Raw genomic sequence first — 22,450 nt, 5'->3', positions numbered from 1 at the left:
GAGTTATTGAGGAGGATAGGCGAGTGCTGATACTAAAACTGTTTCCGGAGTGCTTGGCTCAGCTACCGTCGATACTGATGCGTTTCGGTTTGGTGCTGCTGCTTGCGTTGGCAACCATGCCGACTGTCGGCGCGGTCGAAAACCGGGTTGATATTGAAGCCTTTGTGCGTAACGGTTGTCCGCATTGCCAACAAGCCGAACAATTTTTGGCGTTGCTGCAAGTCGAGCAACCCGATTTAAGGATCGTTATTCGCAATATCTCTGCCGAGCCGGCCGCTTTGGAACGATTGCAACAGATTGCCGAATCCCGGCAAGCCGGGCCAATCAGATTGCCGACATTTTTGGTGCGTGGCGAATATATCGTCGGTTATTCCGCAGAAGCTGGTAGTAGCGGTTTGATTAGGAATGCCTTGCTTGCCGGTGCGCCGCCGAATGAAGCGTCCGATGCGGAGGCCGGTAGCTGCGAAGTACAGGTCAGCGAGTCGTGCGACGTGCCGGTTAGCCAGCCGGCGCCGCCCGAACCGGAGGTGTTTGCCGTGAATTTGTTCGGCCGGCGGATCGGTCTTGACGAGGTCGGCTTGCCAGCCTTCACGCTAGCCATGGGCTTGCTGGACGGCTTCAATCCCTGTTCGATGTGGGTGTTGATTTTGATGATTTCGATGTTGGCGCCTATGCAAAACCGGCCCAGGATGTTGGCGGTGGCCGGCACGTTCGTTGTGGTCGAAGGGTTGGCTTATTTCGTGTTTATGGCGGCCTGGTTGAATCTGTTTTTGCTGATAGGCTTATCGCGGGCGTCGGAATTGGCTATTGCCGGCATTGCCGTGTTGGCCGGTGCGATCAATCTGAAAGATTTTTGGGCGTTTGGTGTGGGCGTTTCCCTGTCGATTCCCGCCGCCGCCAAACCCGGCATCTACAACCGGATCCGGCGGATCCTGCAAGCCGACAATTTGGCGGGCGCGATGTTGGGTGCCGTGGTGTTGGCTCTGTTGGTACAGATCGTTGAGTTGCTGTGTACCTCCGGATTTCCAGCCCTTTACACGCGCATACTCACCTTGCGGGAATTGAACGGCTTGGACTATTACGGTTATTTATTGTTGTACAATCTGGCCTATATGCTGGATGACGTCGTTGTGCTGGGTGTGGGGGTCGTGACACTGAGTCAGCGCCGCTTGCAGCAAAAAGAAGGTCGTTGGCTGAAATTGCTTAGCGGCTTGGCGATGGTAAGTTTGGGATTGTATTTAATTATGCGCGGTTTAGGCGAGTAGATGGCAGGTTGGCGCGGGTCGCTAATTATCAGCGGTTGCCTTTATCACTACACTTGCGATAGAACCGAAACGAGATAGGAGAATTCGTGATTGATAACAAGCGCCGGCACCCGCGCCTAAAGCATCGTGCCAAAATTAAAATGACGGTGCCGGCTTCAGCGCAGGGTGTGGTTTTGGATATGCGGGATTTTTCCGAAACAGGCTTGTTTTTACTCTGTGCCAACGAATTGATCCCGCCGATAGGCGCGCTAGTGGAAGTGCAAACCACCGAATTCGAAGATGCGCCGGTACAAACCGCAATAGTGGTGAGGGTAGAGCCGGATGTGGGGTTTGGCTTGGAATTTTCGCCGCGTTGATCAGGCCGTGAGGTCGAGGAGTTCGCCGTTACGGCTGGGTTGTTTTTGCGAATTTAACAATTCCCCGCGGGCTTTATTTGCCATTGCCGCAGCCTTGGCGGCGATGCTTTGATCCGGGCCTGATGGACTGGCCGGCGCTAATGCCGCGCGGCGGATAGTTTCCGCTTTACGCAGGGTGGCTTCCGGGTTACCGGAAACCTCCGAGACATCAATACTCACTTCACCGCCGGTAGCGTAACGTTGACCATCCGGCCCCGTCACAAACGTAAAACGCGCCCCGCTGACGGCGATACCGCCGGCGGCACTTAAATGAGCTTGTTCGTGAGCTCTAACTTCCTGGTCGCGGGCTTTAAGCTCGGCAATTTGGCTTAGCTGTTCCGGACTGTATTGGCCGGATTGGGCGCTTCCGCTTTTCGCGGCTTGGGCGAGGGGTTCGGCAGACGCTGGTTCGCCGGTCGCGGCTAGGCTGCGGCCGGTCAGCCGATATAGCGAGGTTTGATTGGAAGAGGCGGTGACCAGCATGTTTGGCCTCGGGCGGATTCTGTTAGCTGGGTCTAAGAATACACCTTGACTTCATTTGACTTCAAGTAATCAAAGCATGTTTAGCCTGAGTTTTTGCGGTAAGGGGCGGCTATCAGTCTGGCTTGTTAATCTCTCGTACTCGCCATTCCGGTGGCTGCGGGCATCCCGTTTGTTAATTGCACTGGGCTCCGGCTTGTGCTGGAAAGACGATTATGAATTATCAGAAGTTCCCGCTAAATGCTCAGACTGGCCAATTTCTGCAAAGCCCATTGTGTATGCTCGCGGACCATCTCCGAATCGTTACTCAATCTGCCGCTCAATGCCGTCTTAGCCGCGTCGGTTGCTTTGCCATTACCCAGTGCCACGGCGATATTGCGCAGCCAACGCTGATGGCCGATGCGGCGAATGGCCGAGCCTTCGGTTTTTTGCAGAAATTCGGCTTCAGTCCAGCTAAATAATTCAAGCAAAGTCGCCTGATCCAAACGATGCCGGGGTTTGAAATCGCTTTCTGTGCTGAGTTTGGCGAAGCGATTCCACGGGCACACCAACTGGCAATCATCGCAACCGTAAATCCGATTGCCCAGCAAAGGCCGCAATTCCACTGGAATACTGCCGTGCAGTTCGATAGTTAAATACGACACGCAACGGCGGGCATCGACCTGATAGGGGCCGACGATGGCCTGCGTCGGGCAAATATCCAAACAAGCCCTGCATTGTCCGCAGTGGTTGCCGACTGGCTGATCGCTAGGTAAGGCCAAGTCGGTATAAATTTCCCCGAGAAAAAACCAGGAGCCGGCGCGGCGATTGATTAGATTGCTGTGCTTGCCTATCCAGCCCAAGCCGGCTTTCTCGGCGATGGCTTTTTCCAAAACCGGTGCGCTGTCGACAAACGCCCGATAGCCGAACGGACCAATCTCCTCGGCGATTTTGTCCGCCAGTTTTTGCAATCTATTCCGCAGCAGTTTGTGGTAATCGCGCCCCAAGGCATACCGGGATACGAAGGCGGCGGCCGGGTCGTCTAATAATTGCTTGCTGGTTGCCGATGCTTCCGGCAAATAATCCATTCGTGCCGAGATAATACTGCGCGTACCTTCCTGTAACAAAGCCGGGCGACTGCGTTTCAAACCGTGTGCGGCCATGTATTGCATCTCGCCGTTAAAGCCCTTATCCAGCCAGTGGTGCAGATGCTCTTCGGCGGTATTCAAATCCGTATCGCTGATACCAATCTGCTGAAATCCCAATTCCTCGCCCCAGTGTTTGATGCGTTCCACAAGTGCTTTAAGATCTTCAGCTGGGGGGGGAGTGTTCAATTAGCAGCGCCTTGGGAAATAGTGGGGGACATTGTCGTGGTCTAATAAGGAAGGGCACCCGAAGAGGTTGATAAGCTAACCTTATCACCCATGAAGATCAACCGCATCGGCGCTAGTTTTCGCTTATTCACCCCGCCCAGAAATAGGGACGGGTGAATAATAGTGTGTCGCGCTCCAAGTGCTACATTACTTAAGTCACTTGCAACGAATCCCCGTCAGTCACGACAGATTGCGTAGAAAAAATAAGTTGGCTTGCCGCGCTCGTTTTATTATTGACTGGAAAGGCGTGGTGACATCCGCATCAAGTAAAACTTGGACGACCGACTATGACAATTCTCCTGTATCCGGCTCATATCAGCGCCAGATTGACATTAGTGATGCATAAACTATTGCTGTGCCTGGCAATTTTGCTGCCGCATCATCCAGTGATTGCCGATAATAAACTACCTATCGGCGAGTTCAGCCAGAATCGCCTGGAGGGTTGGGAACATAAAAGCTTTAAAGGCGAAACCCAATACCGATTGCAAACACTCGACGGCGTGACCGCGCTGGTGGCCGATAGCCACGCCGCCGGTTCCGGCCTGTTCAAGGCGCAACGCATCGACCTAACGCAAACGCCATTCCTGAACTGGTCGTGGCGCATCGGTAATCGTTTATCCGGCTTGAACGAACAAAGTAAGGCTGGTGATGATTATGCGGCGCGGGTGTATGTGGTGGTCAAAGGCGGGTTGGCGTTTTGGCAAACCAAGGCTATCAATTTTGTCTGGGCCGGCAACAGCAAAAAGGACAGTGTCTGGCCTAATGCGTTTGCCGGCGATCATGCGATGATGATGGCTTTACGCGATCAGGAAGCACCGTTGAATGTCTGGGAACACGAAAAACGCAATATTAGGGCCGATTTCAAGCAATTCTTCGGTGAAGACCTCTCCGCCATCGATGCCGTCGCCATCATGACCGATACCGACAACAGCGGCGGCCAAGTCTCCGCCGCTTATGGCGACATCTGGTTTTCCAAGGATTAAGCATGCACGATACGAAACCTTTGCTGGTCAACAGCGATTTTCCGGCCATTTTTCGCAAGCCGTTGGAGATTTTGCAAATCAATCTGGGTTATCGGTGCAACTTGAGCTGTGTGCATTGCCATGTCAACGCCGGCCCCAATCGCATCGAGATGATGAGTCGGGAGACTATAGATGAAGTACTTGCGCTTGCCGAAACAGCCTACATTCATACGCTGGATTTGACCGGCGGCGCACCGGAAATGCATCCGGATTTTCGCTATTTGGTGCGAACTGCGCGTGATCGAGGCATCGAGGTGATTGATCGTTGCAATCTGACCATTCTGGAAGACCCGGAATACGCCGATCTCGCGGCGTTTCTGGCCGCACAGCAGGTCAACATCGTCGCCTCGCTGCCGTGTTATCTGGAAGAAAATGTCGACAAACAACGCGGTAAAGGTGTTTTCAAGGATAGCTTGGCAGCCTTGCAACGCTTGAATCGGCTGGGTTATGGCCAGCCGGACAGCGGATTGGAGTTAAACTTAGTCTTCAACCCGCAAGACGCCGTGTTACCGCCCGACCAGCAGCAACTGGAGCAGGCTTATAAACAGCACTTGCAGCAACATTACGGTATCGTCTTCAACCGTTTGTTTGCCATCGCCAATATGCCGATTCAGCGTTTCGGTAGCACCTTGGTCAGTCATGGTCGCTTCGAATCTTATCTGAGTTTATTGAAAAACAGTTTTCGCGCCGAGAACCTTGAAAACTTGATGTGCCTGAATACTCTCAGCATCGACTGGCAAGGCTATGTCTACGATTGCGATTTCAATCAGATGCTGGATTTGCCCTTGGGCGCCGCAGCCAAACCCAAAATACATATCGGCGAGTTGCGCTTGGAACAACTCAATGATGCACCAATCGCCACCGCAGCCCATTGTTACGGTTGCACGGCCGGCCAAGGCAGCAGTTGCGGCGGGGCTTTGGCCCGATGAATCATTCCTTTTCGGCAATTGCTTGACACATCGGACGGAACTGGCCGCCAAAGTTTTGAATTGTTGACGTCCAAATACCAGCGAAGCAACAAGATGATCTTGCCCGGATTTCACAGACATCCAGTTAAGAGATTATTCTCTGACCCTGAGGAGTCTTATGAAAACGAACAAACCTGAAACTGAATCCACCAAACGCAATCGCTACACCCTTCAGTTTAAAGAGCAAGCCATCGATCGGGCGAAACGAGATGGTGTTCCGCAAGCAGCCAAGGATTTAGGCATTGCTCAATCGATGCTGTATGGCTGGCAATCTAAAAGCCGACAAACAGGCCAATCCTTCGAAGATCAAAAGCTGCAACAAGCTGAACTTGCGCGACTCAAACGTGACATGCGCGCCTGGAAGAAGAAGTCGCTTTTTTAAAAAAGGCGGCGGCGTATTTATGCCCTGTGGGTACTTTGCGAAACAGCCCCGGTGAGGTAAGCCATGATTCAGCAACACGAACAGGAATTTTCGGTGGGTTTGATGTGCCGACTTTTATCGGTTTCCAGGAGCGGTTATTATCAATGGAAAAAGCGCTCACCGTCGAAACGCTACCAATTTCGCGAGGCATTGGCGGTCGAAGTGGAACGTATTTTTGAGGACGAAAAAAACCGTGTCGGTTCGCCCCGAATCGCCAAGCGATTGAACGACGAAGGGCACCGAGCCAGTCGACATGCTGTCGCCAAGATTATGAGAAGGCATGGCTGGCGAGCCAAAGCCGCTTAAAAATACAAAGCCACCACCAACAGCAATCACAGCTTACCGGTGACGCCAAACCTATTGGCGCAGAACTTTGAGGCGACGGCTCCCGATCAAAAATGGGTATCCGATATTTACCTATATCTGGACTGAGGAAGGCTGGCTGTATTTGGCTGTCGTCCTGGAATTGTATTCACGGCGGGTGATCGGTTGGGCCATTGCCGAACGAATGACCGTAACGCTCGTATGTGATGCCTTGACCATGGCGCTCTGGCGACACCATTTGCCCAAGGGCGTTATCGTTCACTCGGATCGCGGAAGTCAGTATTGTTCGGCGGCTTACCAAATACTGCTCAAGAAACACCAGCTGATTTGCAGCATGAGCAAGAAAGGCGATTGTTACTACAATGCCGCAATGGAAAGCTGGTACCACAGCTTAAAAGTCGAGGCGGTTCATGGCGAACGCTTTATGACTCGTGCAGAGGCCAAGCAACAGGTCTTCGACTATATCGAAGTGTATTACAATCGAAAACGGCTTCATTCCAAATTGGGCTATCTATCCCCTGAAGCTTTTGAACTTAAAAATGTCGCTCAGCAATGTGTCTGTGAAAAACGGGCGAGATCAATGGGTTACCGCAACCGATTGCATTATTCCAATCTACCCGGAAAACCGGAGTTTTGGAAAAAGAAACTTGCAGATAATCAGAGCAGAGATAGTAGGAATATTATCGACCTTAAGAAACTAGGTTGGAACGCTTTAGTTATTTGGGAGTGTCGAATTGGAGATTTACAGTCGCTGGCTGAAAACTTGCATTCTTACCTGCAAGCCAAAAATGAATAGTCTTTTTGAGAAAATGTAACTACATTTCTACGCCAACCTTCGGGAATGATAAAAAATTCGAATCCTGCAAACGCCTTATCGTGGCTACCATTAGGAGACCAATCAAATGAACATCGCCGACACCATTTACCAACACGTCAAAACCCTACCCCAAGACAGAGCCTTGGAAGTGCTGCATTTCGTCGAGTTTCTGGAATCAAAATCCGATTCAACAATCGAACCCGGAGCAAACGAGGCTGCGTTGAGTTTCCTGCAAAGTCTGCCGGTCGCCCAACGCAGCGACTCGGAAATTAACGCTGAATTTCACGCCTTACGCGAGGAATGGGACAGGTCATGAAGCTGTTCTTGGATGCTTGCTGCATCATTTATTTGATCGAATCGCAGCAAGAACAAGGTCGGAAAACCCGTGCGCTGGTTCATGAAGCGCTGAAATCGAACGCACAACTGGTCGTATCGCGTTTGTCTTTTCTGGAATGCCGGGTATTGCCGTTGAAATCAAAAAACTCTGCATTGTTGGATTCTTATGACCGTTTTTTTCAGTTGCCGGGCTTGGAAGTGGTCGAACTTGATGCCAACGTTATCGACGTAGCCACCGAGTTGCGCGCCAATCATCCCGGTTCCTTACGCACACCCGATGCCATTCAACTGGCTTGCGCTATAACGTCCGGCGCCGATCAGTTTCTGACGGGCGATAAAAATTTGGCGGCTATTCAGGAAATTAAAGTCACTGTTGTTTGACCATCACCTAAATGCTGAAAATTTGAGCATAGGTTATCCTTTTAAACTTCAAAGACAACCGACAGCTTTTTGGCGATTTGGGCGGTTTTGACAATGTCCGCATTGCCAAATCAGCATATCCGCACGTTCCAGGTCTCGATCCAGTTCCTCCAAATCCTCCAACAATCCCCGTATTCCGGTACGAAAATCAGTCTGGAGCGGCTGCATAACCGCTGATGCTACTTTGCCGGAAGCACATTACCGCCGCGTTTGGTTGAGCTTTTGAGCCGATTACAGTTCGATGGACACGGCCAAGCTGCTAAGCGATAGCCATGCGTTTCAAATCTTTCCGGGCATAAAGACGTGTGCCGCCCTCGTTACGGTCGGGAGCGGCCAGTTCGCCGATTTTAAGAACATCGCGGTGTTTAGGCGGCAGGCGCATAATGAGCGACAAAATATAAGTAGACGTCGTATCGTGTAGGTATTGCGCCAACCGAATACAAATTCCGGCTCCCGGCAACCACTGCCGGTTGCTTGATCTACCGGATGGCGATGTTTATTAAATCAGGGTAAGTAGCGGTTCTGAGGCTTTTGTCAGGCATTACCGGCAAATGCGACTAACAGGCAAGCGCAATTGTATTTAAGGAACACAGATGTTTAGCCATTCGACATGCAAATACCCAACTAAACCTAGCCTGCCCGGAATCGGTAGTTCAGTATGAAAACCCCCAGAACATTATTATTGCTGGGTATTGCCGTATTGGTGGCGACGTTTTTTGCGCTGGATTTGCAGCATTATCTGACGCTGGAACATTTAAAAGCGCGGCAGACCGGTATCGCTTATTACCGTCAGTCTCACCCGGTACTGGCTATGGCACTGTATGCTGCGTTGTATATCGCGGTCACTGCGCTGTCATTACCGGGGGCGACGATATTGACACTGGCCGGCGGCGCGGTCTTCGGTGTGTTATGGGGAACCTTGATCGTCTCGTTTGCCTCCAGCATCGGCGCTACCCTGGCGTTTCTGGCCGCGCGTTTTATGTTGCGCGACTGGGTCAAATCCCGCTTCGGCAACCGCTTGCAGGCCATCGACGACGGCCTGAGCCGTGATGACGCATTCTATTTATTTACCTTGCGCCTGGTGCCTTTGTTTCCGTTTTTCATGATCAATTTGGTTATGGGGTTGACGCCGATCAAGACCCGCACCTTTTACTGGGTCAGCCAGGTCGGGATGTTGGCCGGCACACTGGTTTATGTCAATGCCGGCACCCAGTTGGCGAAAATCGATTCACTCTCCGGCATCCTGTCTCCAGCCTTGCTCGGTTCGTTTGTCTTACTCGGCATGTTTCCATTGGGAGCAAAAAAAATGCTCGAAGTCGTTCAACAACGCAAAGTCTACGCCGGCTGGACTAAACCCGACCGTTTCGACAACAACCTGGTGGTGATCGGCGCGGGCGCCGGCGGCTTGGTATCGGCTTATATCGCCGCAGCCGTCAAAGCCAAAGTCACGTTGATCGAAAAGCACAAAATGGGCGGCGACTGCCTGAACACCGGTTGCGTGCCGTCGAAGGCGCTGATTCGCTCGGCCAAGCTGTTGTCGCAAATCAAGCGCGCCAAGGAATTCGGCATTGCCAAAGCCGAAGCCGAGTTCGATTTCGCCGAAGCGATGGAGCGGGTGCAGCGGGTGATAGAAACGATAGCGCCGCACGATTCCGTGGAGCGTTATACCGCGCTGGGTGTGGAAGTGATCGAAGGCAGTGCCAAAATCGTCTCGCCCTGGGCGGTGGAAGTCACGTCAGCCGACGGCGTCAAAACCATATCCAGCCGCGCTATCGTCATCGCCGTCGGCGCCCGACCGTTTGTGCCGCCGATCCCAGGACTAAAAAATATCGATTACCTAACCTCGGATAACGTCTGGAACTTGCGCGAATTGCCCAAGCGCCTGCTGGTGCTGGGCGGCGGGCCGCTTGGCTGTGAACTAGCGCAAACCTTTAATCGTCTAGGTAGTCAAGTCACGCAGGTGGAAATGACCCCGCGCCTGATGCTACGCGAAGATCCGGAGGTATCAGACATCGTCCATGCCCGTTTTCAGGCAGAAGGCGTGGTGGTCAACGTCAATCACACCGCCAGGGAATTCATCGTCGAAAACGGCGAACACATTCTACTGGCGGAAACTGAAGGGCAAATTGTCAGAATCCCGTTCGACAAAGTGTTGATCGCCATTGGCCGCACCGCCAACGTGGCAGGCTATGGCGTCGACGAACTGGGCCTTGCCTTGTCGCCGCGTCTTACCCTGGAAACCAACCCCTTTCAGCAAACCAATTATCCTAATATCTTCGCCGTCGGCGACGTGGCGGGGCCGTATCAATTTACCCACACCGCCGCGCATCAGGCCTGGTATGCAGCGGTCAACGCCTTGTTTGGCCAATTCAAGAAATTCCGTACCGATTATTCGGTGATCCCCTGTTCGACCTTTACCGACCCGGAAGTGGCCCGCGTGGGTTTGAACGAGCAGGAAGCGCAAGCGCAGAATATCGCTTATGAAGTCTCTCGCTATGGCATGGCCGATCTGGACCGGGCGATTGCCGATAGCGAAGCTCACGGCTTTGTTAAAGTGCTGACCGTGCCCGGCAAGGACAAAATCCTCGGCGTCACCATCGTTGGCGAACATGCTGGCGACTTACTGGCTGAATTTGTGCTGGCGATGAAATACGGTATCGGTTTGAATAAAATCCTTGGCACTATTCATGTCTATCCCACCCTGGCGGAAGCCAATAAATACGCGGCGGGCGTCTGGAAGCGCAATCATGCGCCCAAGACTTTGCTGGCATGGCTGGGGCGTTATCATACTTGGCGGCGCAAGGTTTAAGCCATGCAAACGCTCTGTCCCGACAGCGTACTGCTGATTTTTTGCAAAGCGCCGATTCCCGGCCAAGTCAAAACCCGATTGCAACCGGCCTTAAGCGCCGAACAAGCTGCCGCAGCACACCGGCAATTGACTTATATGACCCTGGATCGCGCCTTCCAGCAGCCTTTGTGTGCGGTTGAGCTGCACTGCGCACCAGACGCCAGCCATAACTTTTTTCAGGATTGTGCGCGGCGTTTTCCGCTGACATTCAAGGTGCAACACGGCGCCGACTTGGGTGAACGCATGCACCGTGCCTTTGCTGATGCGTTGGGCCGATACCGCCATGCCTTGCTGATGGGTTGCGATTGCCCCAGTCTTTCTAGTGACGATTTGCTTCGCGCATTGACGGTGTTACGCGAAGGTCATGATGCGGTTATCGCACCAGCCGACGACGGCGGTTATGTGATGATCGGCTTAAACGAGATACAACCGAGACTGTTCAGCGATATGAGCTGGGGCCATGATCAGGTCATGGCCACCACGCGCAGCCGGGCAAAAGACATCGGTTTGAACCTTTACGAACTGGATAGCCAATGGGATGTGGACACTTACTCCGACTGGCTGCGTTATTCAGCTATGCGTCATACCCGCATGGAAGCGGGTATCCAGTGCCATGGATGGTGGGCTTCGAATCATCCCTGAAGCCTGGATTCGGGCAATCCCTGCCGGAATGACGATCTCTCGGGCGCCAGCTGAAATCAGGAAAAATTATGAGCGGACCCCACCTTGATGCGCATTATTGCCGAGCGGAATTTGTCGGCATTCAGGCATAGGCTGTAAAGCGAATTGGCCGCTACTTGATGAGAACGGTTCACTGGCTATCAGATCGCCCAATGTCGTGTAGCAAAACCGACAATTGAACATCTACTGAGCTGTTTCTGGCTGATTTTTAAGGATTTTTTGTTGGCATAACGCTTGCTTTTGGATTTATAGCCTCTGCCGGTCACGCTTTAGTTCCTCTGCAATCGCGCTTTTCCGATAGCTTGGGAGTAATCGGGAGACTGAAAATTGATCGGCCACGATCTTCCATTCAACTGTTAACTTCCGGGACAGAATATGCCAGCCACTTTTCAACTTAAAGCCAACGACGACAATCAGTATTCCTTTTCTTTTGTGAACAGTAAGGGCGAACTGATTCTGATCAGCGGCGATTACGACAACAAAGAAGAAGCTCTCCAGGGCATTAAAGAAGTGCGAACCGGCTCCTTAATGAGCAACCAGATTGCCGCCAGCAAGGTTCCTGAAGGCGATACTTTTTTTGTGATTAAAGATGCGGCCGGCGCCATCATTGTCAAAAGCGTTTTATTCAACTCGAACATGGTATTCGACAATGCGCTGCACACGGTTAAAGACAATGCCTGCGTTGCCGAAATCGTCGATCTGACGCTGTAAACTTGGGCTGAAAGCGCGGCTTTAATTTTTACATAGCGAAAATAGGTAAAGACAATATGGGTGTCGAGCTAAAAATTGTTCGAGAATTGGCCACGGTATGCGTTACTGCAAGCGAACTGGTGGCAATTGAAAATCTGATTAAAGGCGAACTGGCCAAGCCGGCATTCATCGAGCAATTCGACAAAATGGCAAACTCAATCAAGGAGTGCTACAGCGTAAGCACCGCGAGTTTGCAGACTTGGCTGGCGATGACCACCGAAACCGAATTTTGCGAAAAATTCGATGCCGCCTATGCCCACCACAAAGCCACTTACCTCAGTATTACCAACCGGCCGCGGGTGGCATCGGAGCGGGCTTACCTAGACTACATACTGCTCCGGGAATTTAAGGAAACCCAAACCGCTTATCCGCTACTAAAACTGACCTTTGCACGGCTGGATGAGTTTATCGACAAATGGATTACAAATGATGCCTGGCTGGCGATGTCCATCGAGAATTTGGTAAAAATGCTGTATCGATTTCTGACCGAAGTCGCCGAGCTTAAGCAAAAAGACCCAACCGATGCATTCACTATTTATCAAACGCTGATGGCCGCGTTGCGCCCTTATTGCGCCTTGCTTGAAAATAACTGGAAAGTCCTGGAAGAACCCGTTGCGGAGACAGAAACGGTATAAAGCCATTTCAGAAACGCCGTCACGGGGTAGGGGACGGCTCAAGTGTTTATATTGAAGGGGCGCGTTGTTATTGGGCGAACAGCTTGCGTATCGTCCGCAGATTAAGGCCCAGCGCCACGGTTTCGGCTACAAACGCCGGCCAGGCTTGCCAGATATAATCGTTGCTTATCCATGCCACACTGGAAGCCAACAGCACGACGCGCATGCGGCGATTATCCAGATAAAACAAAGCCAGTGTAGTGTTGATTACCGCAAACGCCGGCAATAAAGAAACCGGGCCTTGCCAAGAGAATGCCGTAAGCCCGCTAAACAAGGCTACGAACCCTGCCGCCGCCCAGTGCCGGTAAAAACCTTTCTCCAGACGGTTGGACAGCAGGGTGCGCAGGGCGGTGCTGGCCATGGTCAAGCCGGCGGTCCAGGCATCCAGCAACAGGTATTGCACGGCCCACAGCACGGCCCCGGCCGCGGACCAGCGCCGAAACGCCAGGCCATCCGGCAGACAATAAGCCCGCCATTCCACCAGAATGCCAATCCCGCCAATCAGGTAAGCGAGATTCAGCAGATTCAAATCTAATTGCAAGTGCTAAGTCTTACCGCTGAGCCTTCTTAGTGGGGAAATTCCATCAATTTGTTACCGCTGCCCCGGCATATTTGCAAGGCAGATACTCGGCTTTCCAGAGATTGGCTTTAACGTAGGCTTCCAGATCAATGCCCACTAAATCCTGCCGCGTCGCGGAGCCGTCTTCCAGGGCTTTAGCCAATACCCGATTAGCCACAAATAAACTGACTTGTTTTAGATCGCCCACCGGCGGGAAGATCAGGCCGGCAGTCAAACAATTCTCCGCGATGTAGTCGGCCAAGGCATAGGCAGACTCCAAGACCATCGCGTCGCTAATCCGGCTGCACTCGCCCAACACCGCGGCAAGGCCCAAGCCAGGAAATATAAAGGCATTATTGCCCTGCCCAATCGGATAACGCCGGCCTTGATATTGTACGTCGGCGAATGGGCTGCCGGTTGCAACCATTGCCGAGCCTTGCGTCCACTCCAAAATGTCTTCCGGCGTGGCTTCGCAATTGGCGGTGGGGTTGGATAAAGGGAAAATAATGGGGTGAGCGTGGTTTGCCGCCATGGTTTTAATCACGGTTTCGGTGAACAATCCCGGCACGCCAGTTAGTCCGAGCAATACGGTGGGCTTGGCATGAGTGACCACTTCCAGCAGGTTGGGTACCCTATCATCGGGAATATCCCAATCGTGATAACTTTCCTGAGTATGCGACAGCGGCAATTTGTAGGCCTCGGTGGTGGCTTCCTTGACCACCAGACCGTGGGCATCGACCACGAAAATCCGCTGCAGAATTTGCTCCATGGTTAATCCTTCGCGCAGCATGCCTTTCTTGATGGTACTGGCCACGCCAAATCCGCCGGCACCGGCGCCTACCACTACCACGGTTTGCTCTGCCAGGGTTTCGCCTTTCTTACGGCAAGCCGACAGCAGGCCAGCCAAGGCCATCGCTCCAGTGCCTTGGATGTCGTCGTTAAAACAGGGCATAACATCTTTGTATTTCGCCAATAAATCGAAGGCCACGTTTTTGGCAAAATCTTCCCATTGGATAATGGCTTTCGGCCAGACTTTCTGTACCGCAGTGACAAATTTATCGACCAATTCGAAATAAGGCTGGTCGTGCAAGCGCTGGGTGTGTGCACCTAAATAAAAAGGATCGTCCAGCAATTCGGCGCGGTTGGTACCCACGTCCAGATTGACCGGCAAGGTTTGAAACGGACACATGCCGCCGCCGACGGTATACAGCCCCAATTTGCCGATGCAAATCGCCAAGCCACCCATGCCTTGGTCGCCGATACCCAGAATCGACGAGGAATCGGTCACCACAATCATGCGAATATCGTGCAAGGGGTAGTTTTGCAAAATGGTTTCGGCCCGGTCAATATTGGCTGCCGAAAAAGTCAATCCGCGTGTGGTGGTAAAGTTGGAGCTGAACTGCTGTACCGCCAAGCCTATCGTTGGGGTGTAGACGATGGGCACCATTTCGTCCAGATGCCGTTCCAACAGCGCGTAAAACAGTACTTCGGTGCGGTCTTGCAGCGCCCGGAGAAATTGATACTTGGAAATATCATCCGCTTGCTTTTGATAATTGGCATATAGCCGGTCGAGCTGCTGCTCCATATCCGTCACTTGCGGCGGCAGTAAGCCGTCCAAGCCCAGTTCGATGCGTTCCTGCACACTAAACGCTGTGCCTTTATTGGTTGCCGGCAACCTGAGTAAAGTCACGCCCCGAATCGAAACTTCTACATATTTGTTACCGTCGGCATCTAGCCGGTAGTCGAAATAATCGCTTAGCGTTGTCATTAAGTTTCCTTGAAAATATTTAATCGAAATCCAGGGGCTAACCAGGAGTTCGAATAGCGCAAACTATGGCGCGTGTTCCCTTTATAACAGCCTAATCGGCGATGCGGTAGCCGAAAACATGCTGAATGGGCACTTTTTTTGTCGCTAATAGTTGCCGTGTTTCAAGGCGGTGCATTTACTGGGGGTTTACCGTAAAAATGCCCCAGATTGGCGCTTGTGAGATGATGTTCAACACGCTTTCCAAAGAAACAAACAACACTTTTCCCACGTGAATCAAAAAAAACTGTTTGGTCATCCCATCGGCTTGTTCGTGCTGTTTTTCACCGAAATGTGGGAGCGATTTTCCTATTACGGGATGCGCGCCTTGCTGGTGTTGTACATGACCCAACATTTAATTCAAGCCGCGCAAACCAATACGTTGGTATTCGGATTTGCGCCGCTACAGACGGGTTTGCAGGGATTGTTCGGGCCTTTGTCCACGCAAGCCTTGGCCTCGCAGATTTACGGTTTATATACCGGCCTGGTGTACTTCACCCCGCTGTTCGGCGGGATTTTGGCCGACCGGGTTTTGGGGCCGCGCAAATGCGTGATAGTAGGTAGCGTGTTGATGGCCATCGGTCATTTCCTGATGGCCTCCGAAGCGTTTTTCCTGTTGGCGCTGCTGTTTTTGATTCTGGGTAATGGCTGTTTCAAGCCCAATATTTCGACCCAAGTGGGTAGTTTATATCCGCCCGGCGATCCGCGACGCGACGGCGCGTTTACGATTTTTTATATGGGCATCAACCTGGGCGCGTTTTTCTCGCCATTGATCTGCGGTACCTTGGGGCAACGCTATGGCTGGCATTACGGCTTCGGCGCCGCCGGCATGGGTATGTTGCTGGGCTTGCTGGTGTATTTGCTTGGGCAAAAGTATTTGGGTGCGGATCAATTTGTTAAACGTGCGACCGACGTGATCAAGCCTGAGCCGCTGACTATCAAGGAGTGGCAGGCCCTAGGTGGATTAATGGCTTTAGCGGTACTGAATATCCTGTTCTGGGCAGTTTATGAGCAACAAGGTAATACTTTGCAACTGTTCGCCGAGCACAATACCGATTGGCATATCCTGGGTTGGGAAATGCCCTCCACCTGGTTTCAATCCCTGAATCCGGCCTTCATATTCCTGTTGGTGCCGCTAATCGACCGAATATCCAGGTACCGTGCCAGCCAGGGCCGGCAAAGTTCCAGTGTCGGCAAAATGGCATTCGGCTCGATATTGTTGGGCGCATCGTTCTTGGTGCTGATTTTCGCGATTAGCGATGTGCAATCCGCCGAAAAAATCAGCTTTCTGTGGTTGGCGCTGTGTACCTTGATTTACACGCTGGGCGAACTTTATTTATCGCCTGTCGGTTTGTCGCTGGTCAGCAAAGTCTCGCCACCACGTTTGGTGGGGATGTTGATGGGCATGTGGTTTTTGTCGACGTTTTTCGGCAATTATTTGTCGGGCTACATCGGCAGTTTTTACGAGCAAATGCCAAGACAGGATTTCTTTCTGCTATTGGCAGCGATGGGCGGTGCTACCGGCTTGGCGATTTTTGCTTTCAAACCGCTGTTAAAAAAGGCGGTCGGGGCGGATTAACTATTGCGGATCAGTGTTGGCTGGACAGTCGCCATTGACAGGTTTGGGGTCAGGCTGCTTTTAGCCGGTACTTGGCAATTATTTTGATTCTTCTCAGAATTCTTTATCCAACCGGTTTTGCAACTGTCGGTATAGCGATGCTCGCCTTATTGCGGCAACTCGAGCACATCATCACATGAACACCAGTCGCTACCCGTTCGCTCAAACAGAGCGGCTTGTCCAAACCCACTGAAACCAGGTCGGTAAAGTTTACTGTTAACCCGGTTCCTGAACTGCAGCCGACAACAAAGCTTCAGCTATAACCTGTTGGGCCGCAAAACCGCCGCCAACAAAACCGGCTCCGCCATCGGCTATATCTGTGGCAACGCCGGCGGCAAACTCCTGGCCTATCTGTATGATCCGGCCGATATCCGCTCCCGCACACCTGGCTGGAAGCCACAGCGTTCCGAGTCGCCGCCAGGCACTACACTCTCACTGTTTGATCGGATGAGCCCATCTCAGCAACAGGCGCTGTCAGTCTTGATGGCTTCGCTGCCGGGTCCGGGCGAGCAATCGAATAAGCCGAAATGCCGGGTCTTGTCGCCCAATACTCGGAAGTGTTCGCCATAGCGGCTACCGGCCAGCATGTCGGCGGTGTTACCGCAGACTCTTAACGGCCGGCCGGTTTCGAAATGATGATGATCGTCCAAGTCGAAACTGTGCGGGTGTTGCTCAATAGTGCCCAAATAAGTCGCGACTTGGCCGAAGTCCTCGCAACGATCTTCCAATGGCATTTTAAAGGCGCGCACTGTCACTGAATCGAACTTGACCATGCCGATTTTTGCGAACACTTCCGGGTCGTCGATGCTGATGGGATTTTGTTTGACCTTGCGGACATCGGGGCAGCCTAAGTCCTGCAAAATGCGCCGGAAGTCTTCCCAATACAAAGCGCCACCCAGGCATTCGCCCAATAAAACCGGGTCTTGGCGCAGTTCGAATGGGATGCGGCGGTCGGCAAATACATCGGAAAAATACAGTTCGCCGCCGGGTTTCAATACCCGGAATATTTCCGCCAGCACACTGGGCTTTTCCGGCGATAGATTGATCACGCAGTTGGAGACTACTACGTCGATACTGTTGTCGGCGATACCCACGGTGTGCAGGTTTTCGATGTGACCGTGCAAAAACTCAACATTGGCAAACCCAAAGCGTTCGGCGTGCCAGTTGCGATGACGCACGGCAACTTCCAATTGCTCGGGTGTCATATCCACGCCAATTACCCGTCCTGTCGCGCCGACCAGTTTCGACAGCAGATAGCAGTCGCGGCCGGTGCCGCAGCCCAAATCCAGCACCGTTTTACCAGTCAACGCGGGGGGTAATGGTGATCCACAGCCGTAAAACCGTTCCAAGATTTCGGGATGCAGGTTGACCAGCAAGGCTTTTAAATAGCTCGGCATGGCGTCGATGCTGCAACAGGCGCTGGTTTTTAGATCGTTGCTGGATTGCAAGACCTGGCCGTAGTAATGGCGGACCGATTCGCTGATTTCGATACTGGTAGTCATGAAAAGCCTCGTATTTTTATTATTGAAGATAAGTGCTAGGCGTATGAAATGGCAGCGGAACAGATAGCCATGCAGGGTAAGGTCAGCAGCCAGGATAAGGCAATCGATGCGATCACTCCAGTATTGGCCTTGCCGCGGCCAAGCCGATACCGAATAAAGAACCCACCGAAACGTGGGGGGGGGGGGGGAAACCGGCATCCCAAATTTGCTGGCGAAAATTACCAATAATGCGCTGACCAGGTTGGCCGGCAAACCTTGAAGTTGTCATGGTCACCGTTAGCATAGGCGTCTGCCGAGTAAGCTTGTGCACAAATCGGCGGTTTAACCGCTAGATTTTTCATCGACTCTGGAAGACGCGATGGGATGAATTCTCAGCGAGGCCTAGCTTAGCAGATACCCGTCGACGTCCCTCCATCCCGACACCGAACGTCCCATCGATTCTCTTTAACTTTACCATACAAGCCTATCGAAGGGCACACCCGCCCGGGCTTCGACGAGCTCAGCCTGAACGGAATGCTCGTGATAAATAGGGCCGGGTTAATACATAGTTAAACCCCCAAGCCATGAATAGATGTGGCTGAGGCGAGATGACAGCATTAAAGCCTTGAGCAACTGGTTATTGCCGGTACAGCCCAATGCCTCAGCAAACGGTAACCGGGTGTGGGGGGCATTGCACAGGTTCAAAATTCCGACATCGCGCGATTTTTATCCCGTTTGCCCGGACTGTGCTTGGTGTAATGCTACGAAGTCGGACATCGCCAGGCTACCGATAACGTTGGCATCGTCGTCCAGTATGTCGTAAAGCACCCCGGTGCCGCGGATGCTGAACAACAGGATGACGTCAATGTCGCCGCCGCCTTCCCGGTGCGGCACGTCGCTGGCCGGGCTGAGGGTGTAGCTGCCGACCGGTCTGATTTCCTTCAATGTGCCGTCGGCGTGGTAGATTCTATGTTCGCCTTGGATGACAAAAATGTGGTTTGGCGCTTTGTGTCGGTGCAGCACTATTTGTTGGCCGGCGGCAAATTTGAACAAGACGTCGGCAATGTTGGCGTCGGCGTCGATGTTCAGAATGAAATAGCGTAAATGCTCAAATCCCTCCAGGGTTTGCCAATCGATACGGCGGTCGTCGAAAAGATATGTGTTCATGGCGATGTTTTCTTTTTGATAGTGGCTGGGTGTGAGACTGATACGCAGGCTGATGTTTGGGCTCTGAATATCGCGAACTGTTGCAGTTTAGGCGAGACGGCGGCTTGGGTAAGCTGATATTTGCCCGAAAAAGTCGGGCAAATTGCCCGCGCTTACGTGGCTGTCGAGCCGCTTGGCCGACATCAAAGGCGGGCAGTTAGCCAACGCTGCGGACCCTGCGCGGCTGGCGATAACGGCATAGGGTTTGGCTGCCAGCGGCTGTTTGTTGTAGGATTTAAGTGTGAACCGGCCAGCCGTTTACGGCAGGCTCCTAAAATAAACGCGTCCATAAGCGTGGCGCAACTCAACTCAACATAGTGAATTATGAAACAGCCGGAGATGAGCATCGATGCTCGCAAGCAGGAATTGGCCCACTATTTGGATAAACAACCTTATATGACGGAGTTGGATGGCATTAACTTGAAGATTGCCAAAAATGTGTTTCCGTCCGATTTTGGACTAACCAGCTCTTTTTTCGGGAATTTCATTCTGCAACAGCCGCCCGCTGAAATGGCTTTGGATATGGGCTGCGGCAGCGGCTATTTCGCGTTTTTGTTAAAAAAAATGGGCTGCGAAAGCGTGATGGGTGTGGACTTTAATCGGGATGCGGTGCATTGCACCTTGGAAAACACGCGTTTGAATCCTGAATTGGCGCCTATCGATTTTCTGCACAGCGATTTATTTGCCGATGTGCCGCACACGCTGTTTGACCTAATTGTTTTTAATTTCAATTATTATCCGTCCGACGGCACCTTCGGGCTGAACGAAGACGGTGGGCGCGATATATTGAAACGGTTTTTCCACCAAGTTAAAGACTACATTAGCGAGCATACGCGGATTTATATTCCCTATTCGGAATTTGTCGGCGAGGAGCACGATCCGAAAAATATCGGCCCGGATTTCGGTTTCTCGGTTACCGTGGAAGAAAGCACCGTTAATCATGCCGGCGCGCATCATATTTATAAAGTCATGAAAGCGTAATTCTTTCGTGACATCTGTAATGTCATTTTCGATGGCACGGGGCCAGCATTTAGCGATAGCGGTTTGCCAGGTGCTTTTAGGAATTCCTTTAACGTCTTTTATCTAATGGTGGAACAATGATTGTCGCTAGCTGGAACATCGAAAAGAACGGGCAGGGCTCGGCAATAGAAAAGCAGGCTTTGGTTTCAGGTTTTATCGACAATATGCTCAAACCTGCGATAGTGGATGTGCTTTTTATTTGCGAGGTGCACGGGGCTCGGGAAGATGCTTATGTCAATTTCCTCGATAAAGTATACAACCAGACCGATTGGCCCAGTTATTGTGTGCAGTGCTTGCACGGTGGGCATAGCAATAGCTATGTTGTGGCGATTCGTCGCAAACCTGGCCTGGACTTTGGCTTTCAGGGGGATTTTCTAGGCCTGAACCGAGGGTTGTTTTCGGTCCACGCACATGCATTCGCTCACTATAACGGTTACCTTCATTTTGGTCACTTCAAGTCCGGTCAAACCGGATTGACAAAGTATCAATTGAAAACAGCCGCAAGTATGCAGGATGCAACCTGGGCGATCACCGGGGATTTGAATTGGGAAATCGGTAACCACGCGAATTTGGACATTCAGGGATCTCATCCACACGATGTCTGGCAGGGGCAAGGTACGCATAAAGCCAATAGCGGATTGGTTAATACCTTAGACTGGGTTTTGGCTAGCAATTTGGTGCGGATTGAGCCGATTCCGCTCGATCCGAGAGTTTATGATATGGATGCGCCCGATCATCGTCCGTTGCTCTTCAATATAACCTCTGCGGACCAAGTTATCTTCTAAAGCACCGGTATCGAAAAATATGCGGCTTGCGGATTCGAGGTGGATAGCTCCCGTTCTCGGCATTAAACATCTTGTGGCCGATTTTTTGAGTGATGCTATGTCGGCGGGGCTAAATGCGGCCCTGCGCCGCGCCGCCTAGCGGCCTGTTTGGCGGCTTTTTGCTCGCGGATGACGGCCAGTTCCAACATTTCCGTTTCTATCATCTCGGGGGTCTCCAGGGTGATTTGGCCCAAGATGCCGGCGCGCAGTTCGTTCATTAATAGCTTGGCGGCTTTGTCCAGTTCGACGATGCCGCCGCTACGCAAACAGCCGCGTTTCGCGCCGATGGCTTCTAGCAGTGCAAGTGGTTCTTCGGGCAAGGGTGTCAAACGATAGCGCTGGCTTAACTGGTCTGGATAGGCTGTACGCAGATATTCCAGTGCATACAGTGCGATGTCGTCGTGTTGGAAAGCCGTATCCTTGATGGCGCCGGTTACCGCTAGTCGGTGGCCACTGTGGCGGTTTTCCACATTGGGCCAGAGTACGCCGGGAGTGTCGGATAGTACGATGTTATTACCCATATTGATGCGTTGCTGCTGCTTGGTGACGGCGGGTTCGTTGCCGGTCTTGGCGATGGTACGCCCGGCCAGCACATTAATAATGGTGGATTTGCCGACGTTAGGGATGCCCATGATCATGGTGCGGATGACCTTGTTGGCGGCGGTTTTCTCCGGCAGCATCTTGGCGCACAAGTCAATAATCTGTTTGATCTTGTCCGGTTGTTGGGTAGTGACGGCCAGGGTTTTGACGGCCTGTTCCCGTTCCAAATAGGCTTGCCATTTTTTAGTCAGTTCAGGATCGGCCAAATCGGTTTTGCTGAGGACGCGGATGGTGGGTTTGTCGCCGCGCAGACTGGCCAGCATGGGGTTTTGGCTGCTGTAAGGAATGCGTGCATCGAGTATTTCAATCAGCAAATCGATGTCGGGCAAGGCGTGCTTGATCTCCTTGCTGGCCTTGTGCATGTGGCCGGGATACCATTGAATCTGCATGGGTTGTGCTGCGGTAAGTGGAAAGTTGACAGCATTGTACCTTTTATTGAGCCGGCGCTATTGATTACTCGTGTGCCTTTAGGGCTTATAGATGCCGGATGGTTAAGCGCCCTTTAACAGGGATAGCGCCCCGCCATGTTTAAAGGCGGGATTTCTGCACGCCGCAGCGCGCCGCGGCGGTAGACGTAGAGGGCCG

At 52.2% G+C, this 22,450-nt stretch carries 21 protein-coding genes and 1 pseudogene; 14 read left to right on the top strand and 8 right to left on the bottom strand.

Translation table 11 applies throughout. From position 1 onward, the window contains the following. Positions 1–23 precede the first annotated feature (23 nt). Both METH11B_RS0107160 and METH11B_RS0107155 read left to right on the top strand, forming a co-directional pair. Positions 24–1,265, top strand: coding sequence for a glutaredoxin family protein (locus tag METH11B_RS0107160; RefSeq protein ID WP_026601436.1), 1,242 nt, complete (start codon positions 24–26; stop codon positions 1,263–1,265). A gap of 86 nt (positions 1,266–1,351) precedes the next feature. After that, positions 1,352–1,621 (top strand): PilZ domain-containing protein, encoded by a 270-nt coding sequence (locus tag METH11B_RS0107155; protein ID WP_026601435.1) that lies wholly within the window; start codon positions 1,352–1,354, stop codon positions 1,619–1,621. On the opposite strand, the gene METH11B_RS0107150 is transcribed toward METH11B_RS0107155, so the two are convergent. Together METH11B_RS0107150 and queG are read right to left on the bottom strand one after the other, a co-directional pair. Next, a complete protein-coding gene (locus METH11B_RS0107150) occupies positions 1,622–2,143 on the bottom strand; it encodes a putative metalloprotease CJM1_0395 family protein (protein WP_026601434.1) in 522 nt (173 codons plus the stop codon). 233 nt (positions 2,144–2,376) lie between these two features. Beyond that, entirely contained in the window at positions 2,377–3,453 is a 1,077-nt protein-coding gene (gene queG, locus METH11B_RS0107145; RefSeq protein ID WP_036275690.1) for a tRNA epoxyqueuosine(34) reductase QueG, read from the bottom strand. 326 nt (positions 3,454–3,779) lie between these two features. On the opposite strand from queG, the gene METH11B_RS0107140 reads away from it, so the two are divergent. From METH11B_RS0107140 to METH11B_RS0107110, 5 genes and pseudogenes are all read left to right on the top strand, one after another. Continuing rightward, positions 3,780–4,475 carry a DUF3047 domain-containing protein gene (locus METH11B_RS0107140; RefSeq protein ID WP_026601432.1) on the top strand — a complete coding sequence of 232 codons (696 nt, stop codon included), beginning with the start codon at positions 3,780–3,782 and terminating at the stop codon, positions 4,473–4,475. 2 nt (positions 4,476–4,477) lie between these two features. Further along, a complete protein-coding gene (gene arsS / locus METH11B_RS0107135) occupies positions 4,478–5,443 on the top strand; it encodes an arsenosugar biosynthesis radical SAM (seleno)protein ArsS (protein WP_026601431.1) in 966 nt (321 codons plus the stop codon). Positions 5,444–5,600: 157 nt separating this feature from the next. Further along, a pseudogene (locus METH11B_RS26355) lies at positions 5,601–6,765 on the top strand (IS3 family transposase); the annotation flags it as partial. Between the two features lie 364 nt (positions 6,766–7,129). Then, positions 7,130–7,360, top strand: coding sequence for a DUF2281 domain-containing protein (locus METH11B_RS0107115; protein ID WP_026601427.1), 231 nt, complete (start codon positions 7,130–7,132; stop codon positions 7,358–7,360). Next, positions 7,357–7,761, top strand: a complete 405-nt coding sequence (locus tag METH11B_RS0107110; RefSeq protein WP_026601426.1) for a type II toxin-antitoxin system VapC family toxin — start codon at positions 7,357–7,359, stop codon at positions 7,759–7,761. Before METH11B_RS0107115 ends, METH11B_RS0107110 begins: the two co-directional genes overlap by 4 nt. A gap of 298 nt (positions 7,762–8,059) precedes the next feature. On the opposite strand, the gene METH11B_RS29060 is transcribed toward METH11B_RS0107110, so the two are convergent. Continuing rightward, positions 8,060–8,233, bottom strand: a complete 174-nt coding sequence (locus METH11B_RS29060; protein WP_155931087.1) for a hypothetical protein — start codon at positions 8,231–8,233, stop codon at positions 8,060–8,062. A gap of 225 nt (positions 8,234–8,458) precedes the next feature. Here METH11B_RS29060 and METH11B_RS0107095 point away from each other — a divergent pair, with 225 nt between their 5' ends. The 4 genes from METH11B_RS0107095 (at position 8,459) to METH11B_RS0107080 (ending at position 12,714) form a co-directional block, all read left to right on the top strand. After that, the gene (locus METH11B_RS0107095) at positions 8,459–10,609 is read left to right on the top strand and encodes an FAD-dependent oxidoreductase (protein WP_026601424.1); all 2,151 of its coding nucleotides are present in this window, start codon (positions 8,459–8,461) and stop codon (positions 10,607–10,609) included. A 3-nt stretch (positions 10,610–10,612) separates the two neighbouring features. Continuing rightward, complete coding sequence (locus tag METH11B_RS0107090) at positions 10,613–11,290, top strand: TIGR04282 family arsenosugar biosynthesis glycosyltransferase (protein WP_026601423.1); 678 nt, start codon at positions 10,613–10,615, stop codon at positions 11,288–11,290. 414 nt (positions 11,291–11,704) lie between these two features. Further along, positions 11,705–12,040, top strand: a complete 336-nt coding sequence (locus METH11B_RS0107085) for a DUF1508 domain-containing protein (protein WP_020482603.1) — start codon at positions 11,705–11,707, stop codon at positions 12,038–12,040. Positions 12,041–12,096: 56 nt separating this feature from the next. Further along, on the top strand, positions 12,097–12,714 hold the full coding sequence (locus tag METH11B_RS0107080) for a hypothetical protein (RefSeq protein ID WP_026601422.1): 618 nt from the start codon (positions 12,097–12,099) through the stop codon (positions 12,712–12,714). Between the two features lie 67 nt (positions 12,715–12,781). Here METH11B_RS0107080 and METH11B_RS0107075 read toward each other — a convergent pair whose 3' ends face one another. Both METH11B_RS0107075 and METH11B_RS0107070 read right to left on the bottom strand, forming a co-directional pair. Next, positions 12,782–13,294: a YgjV family protein gene (locus METH11B_RS0107075; protein ID WP_026601421.1), complete on the bottom strand. Its 513-nt coding sequence runs from the start codon at positions 13,292–13,294 to the stop codon at positions 12,782–12,784. Between the two features lie 43 nt (positions 13,295–13,337). Then, a complete protein-coding gene (locus METH11B_RS0107070) occupies positions 13,338–15,080 on the bottom strand; it encodes an NAD-dependent malic enzyme (protein WP_026601420.1) in 1,743 nt (580 codons plus the stop codon). A 268-nt stretch (positions 15,081–15,348) separates the two neighbouring features. Between METH11B_RS0107070 and METH11B_RS0107065 the strand changes: the two genes are divergently transcribed. Beyond that, positions 15,349–16,695 carry a peptide MFS transporter gene (locus METH11B_RS0107065; protein WP_026601419.1) on the top strand — a complete coding sequence of 449 codons (1,347 nt, stop codon included), beginning with the start codon at positions 15,349–15,351 and terminating at the stop codon, positions 16,693–16,695. 497 nt (positions 16,696–17,192) lie between these two features. On the opposite strand, the gene METH11B_RS0107060 is transcribed toward METH11B_RS0107065, so the two are convergent. Next, a complete protein-coding gene (locus METH11B_RS0107060) occupies positions 17,193–18,236 on the bottom strand; it encodes a methyltransferase domain-containing protein (RefSeq protein WP_026601418.1) in 1,044 nt (347 codons plus the stop codon). 705 nt (positions 18,237–18,941) lie between these two features. Continuing rightward, the gene (locus tag METH11B_RS0107050; protein WP_026601416.1) at positions 18,942–19,382 is read right to left on the bottom strand and encodes a cupin domain-containing protein; all 441 of its coding nucleotides are present in this window, start codon (positions 19,380–19,382) and stop codon (positions 18,942–18,944) included. A gap of 378 nt (positions 19,383–19,760) precedes the next feature. On the opposite strand from METH11B_RS0107050, the gene METH11B_RS0107045 reads away from it, so the two are divergent. After that, entirely contained in the window at positions 19,761–20,402 is a 642-nt protein-coding gene (locus METH11B_RS0107045; protein ID WP_197026934.1) for a methyltransferase, read from the top strand. Between the two features lie 116 nt (positions 20,403–20,518). Then, positions 20,519–21,226 carry an endonuclease/exonuclease/phosphatase family protein gene (locus METH11B_RS0107040; protein WP_020482579.1) on the top strand — a complete coding sequence of 236 codons (708 nt, stop codon included), beginning with the start codon at positions 20,519–20,521 and terminating at the stop codon, positions 21,224–21,226. 95 nt (positions 21,227–21,321) lie between these two features. On the opposite strand, the gene ylqF is transcribed toward METH11B_RS0107040, so the two are convergent. Further along, on the bottom strand, positions 21,322–22,254 hold the full coding sequence (gene ylqF / locus METH11B_RS0107035) for a ribosome biogenesis GTPase YlqF (RefSeq protein WP_026601414.1): 933 nt from the start codon (positions 22,252–22,254) through the stop codon (positions 21,322–21,324). Between the last annotated feature and the right edge of the window lie 196 nt (positions 22,255–22,450).

Source organism: Methylomonas sp. 11b, from assembly GCF_000515215.1.
Classification (GTDB): Bacteria; Pseudomonadota; Gammaproteobacteria; order Methylococcales; family Methylomonadaceae; genus Methylomonas.
Note: the sequence above shows the minus strand (reverse complement) of the source record. Positions and strands in the feature narration are given on the sequence as shown.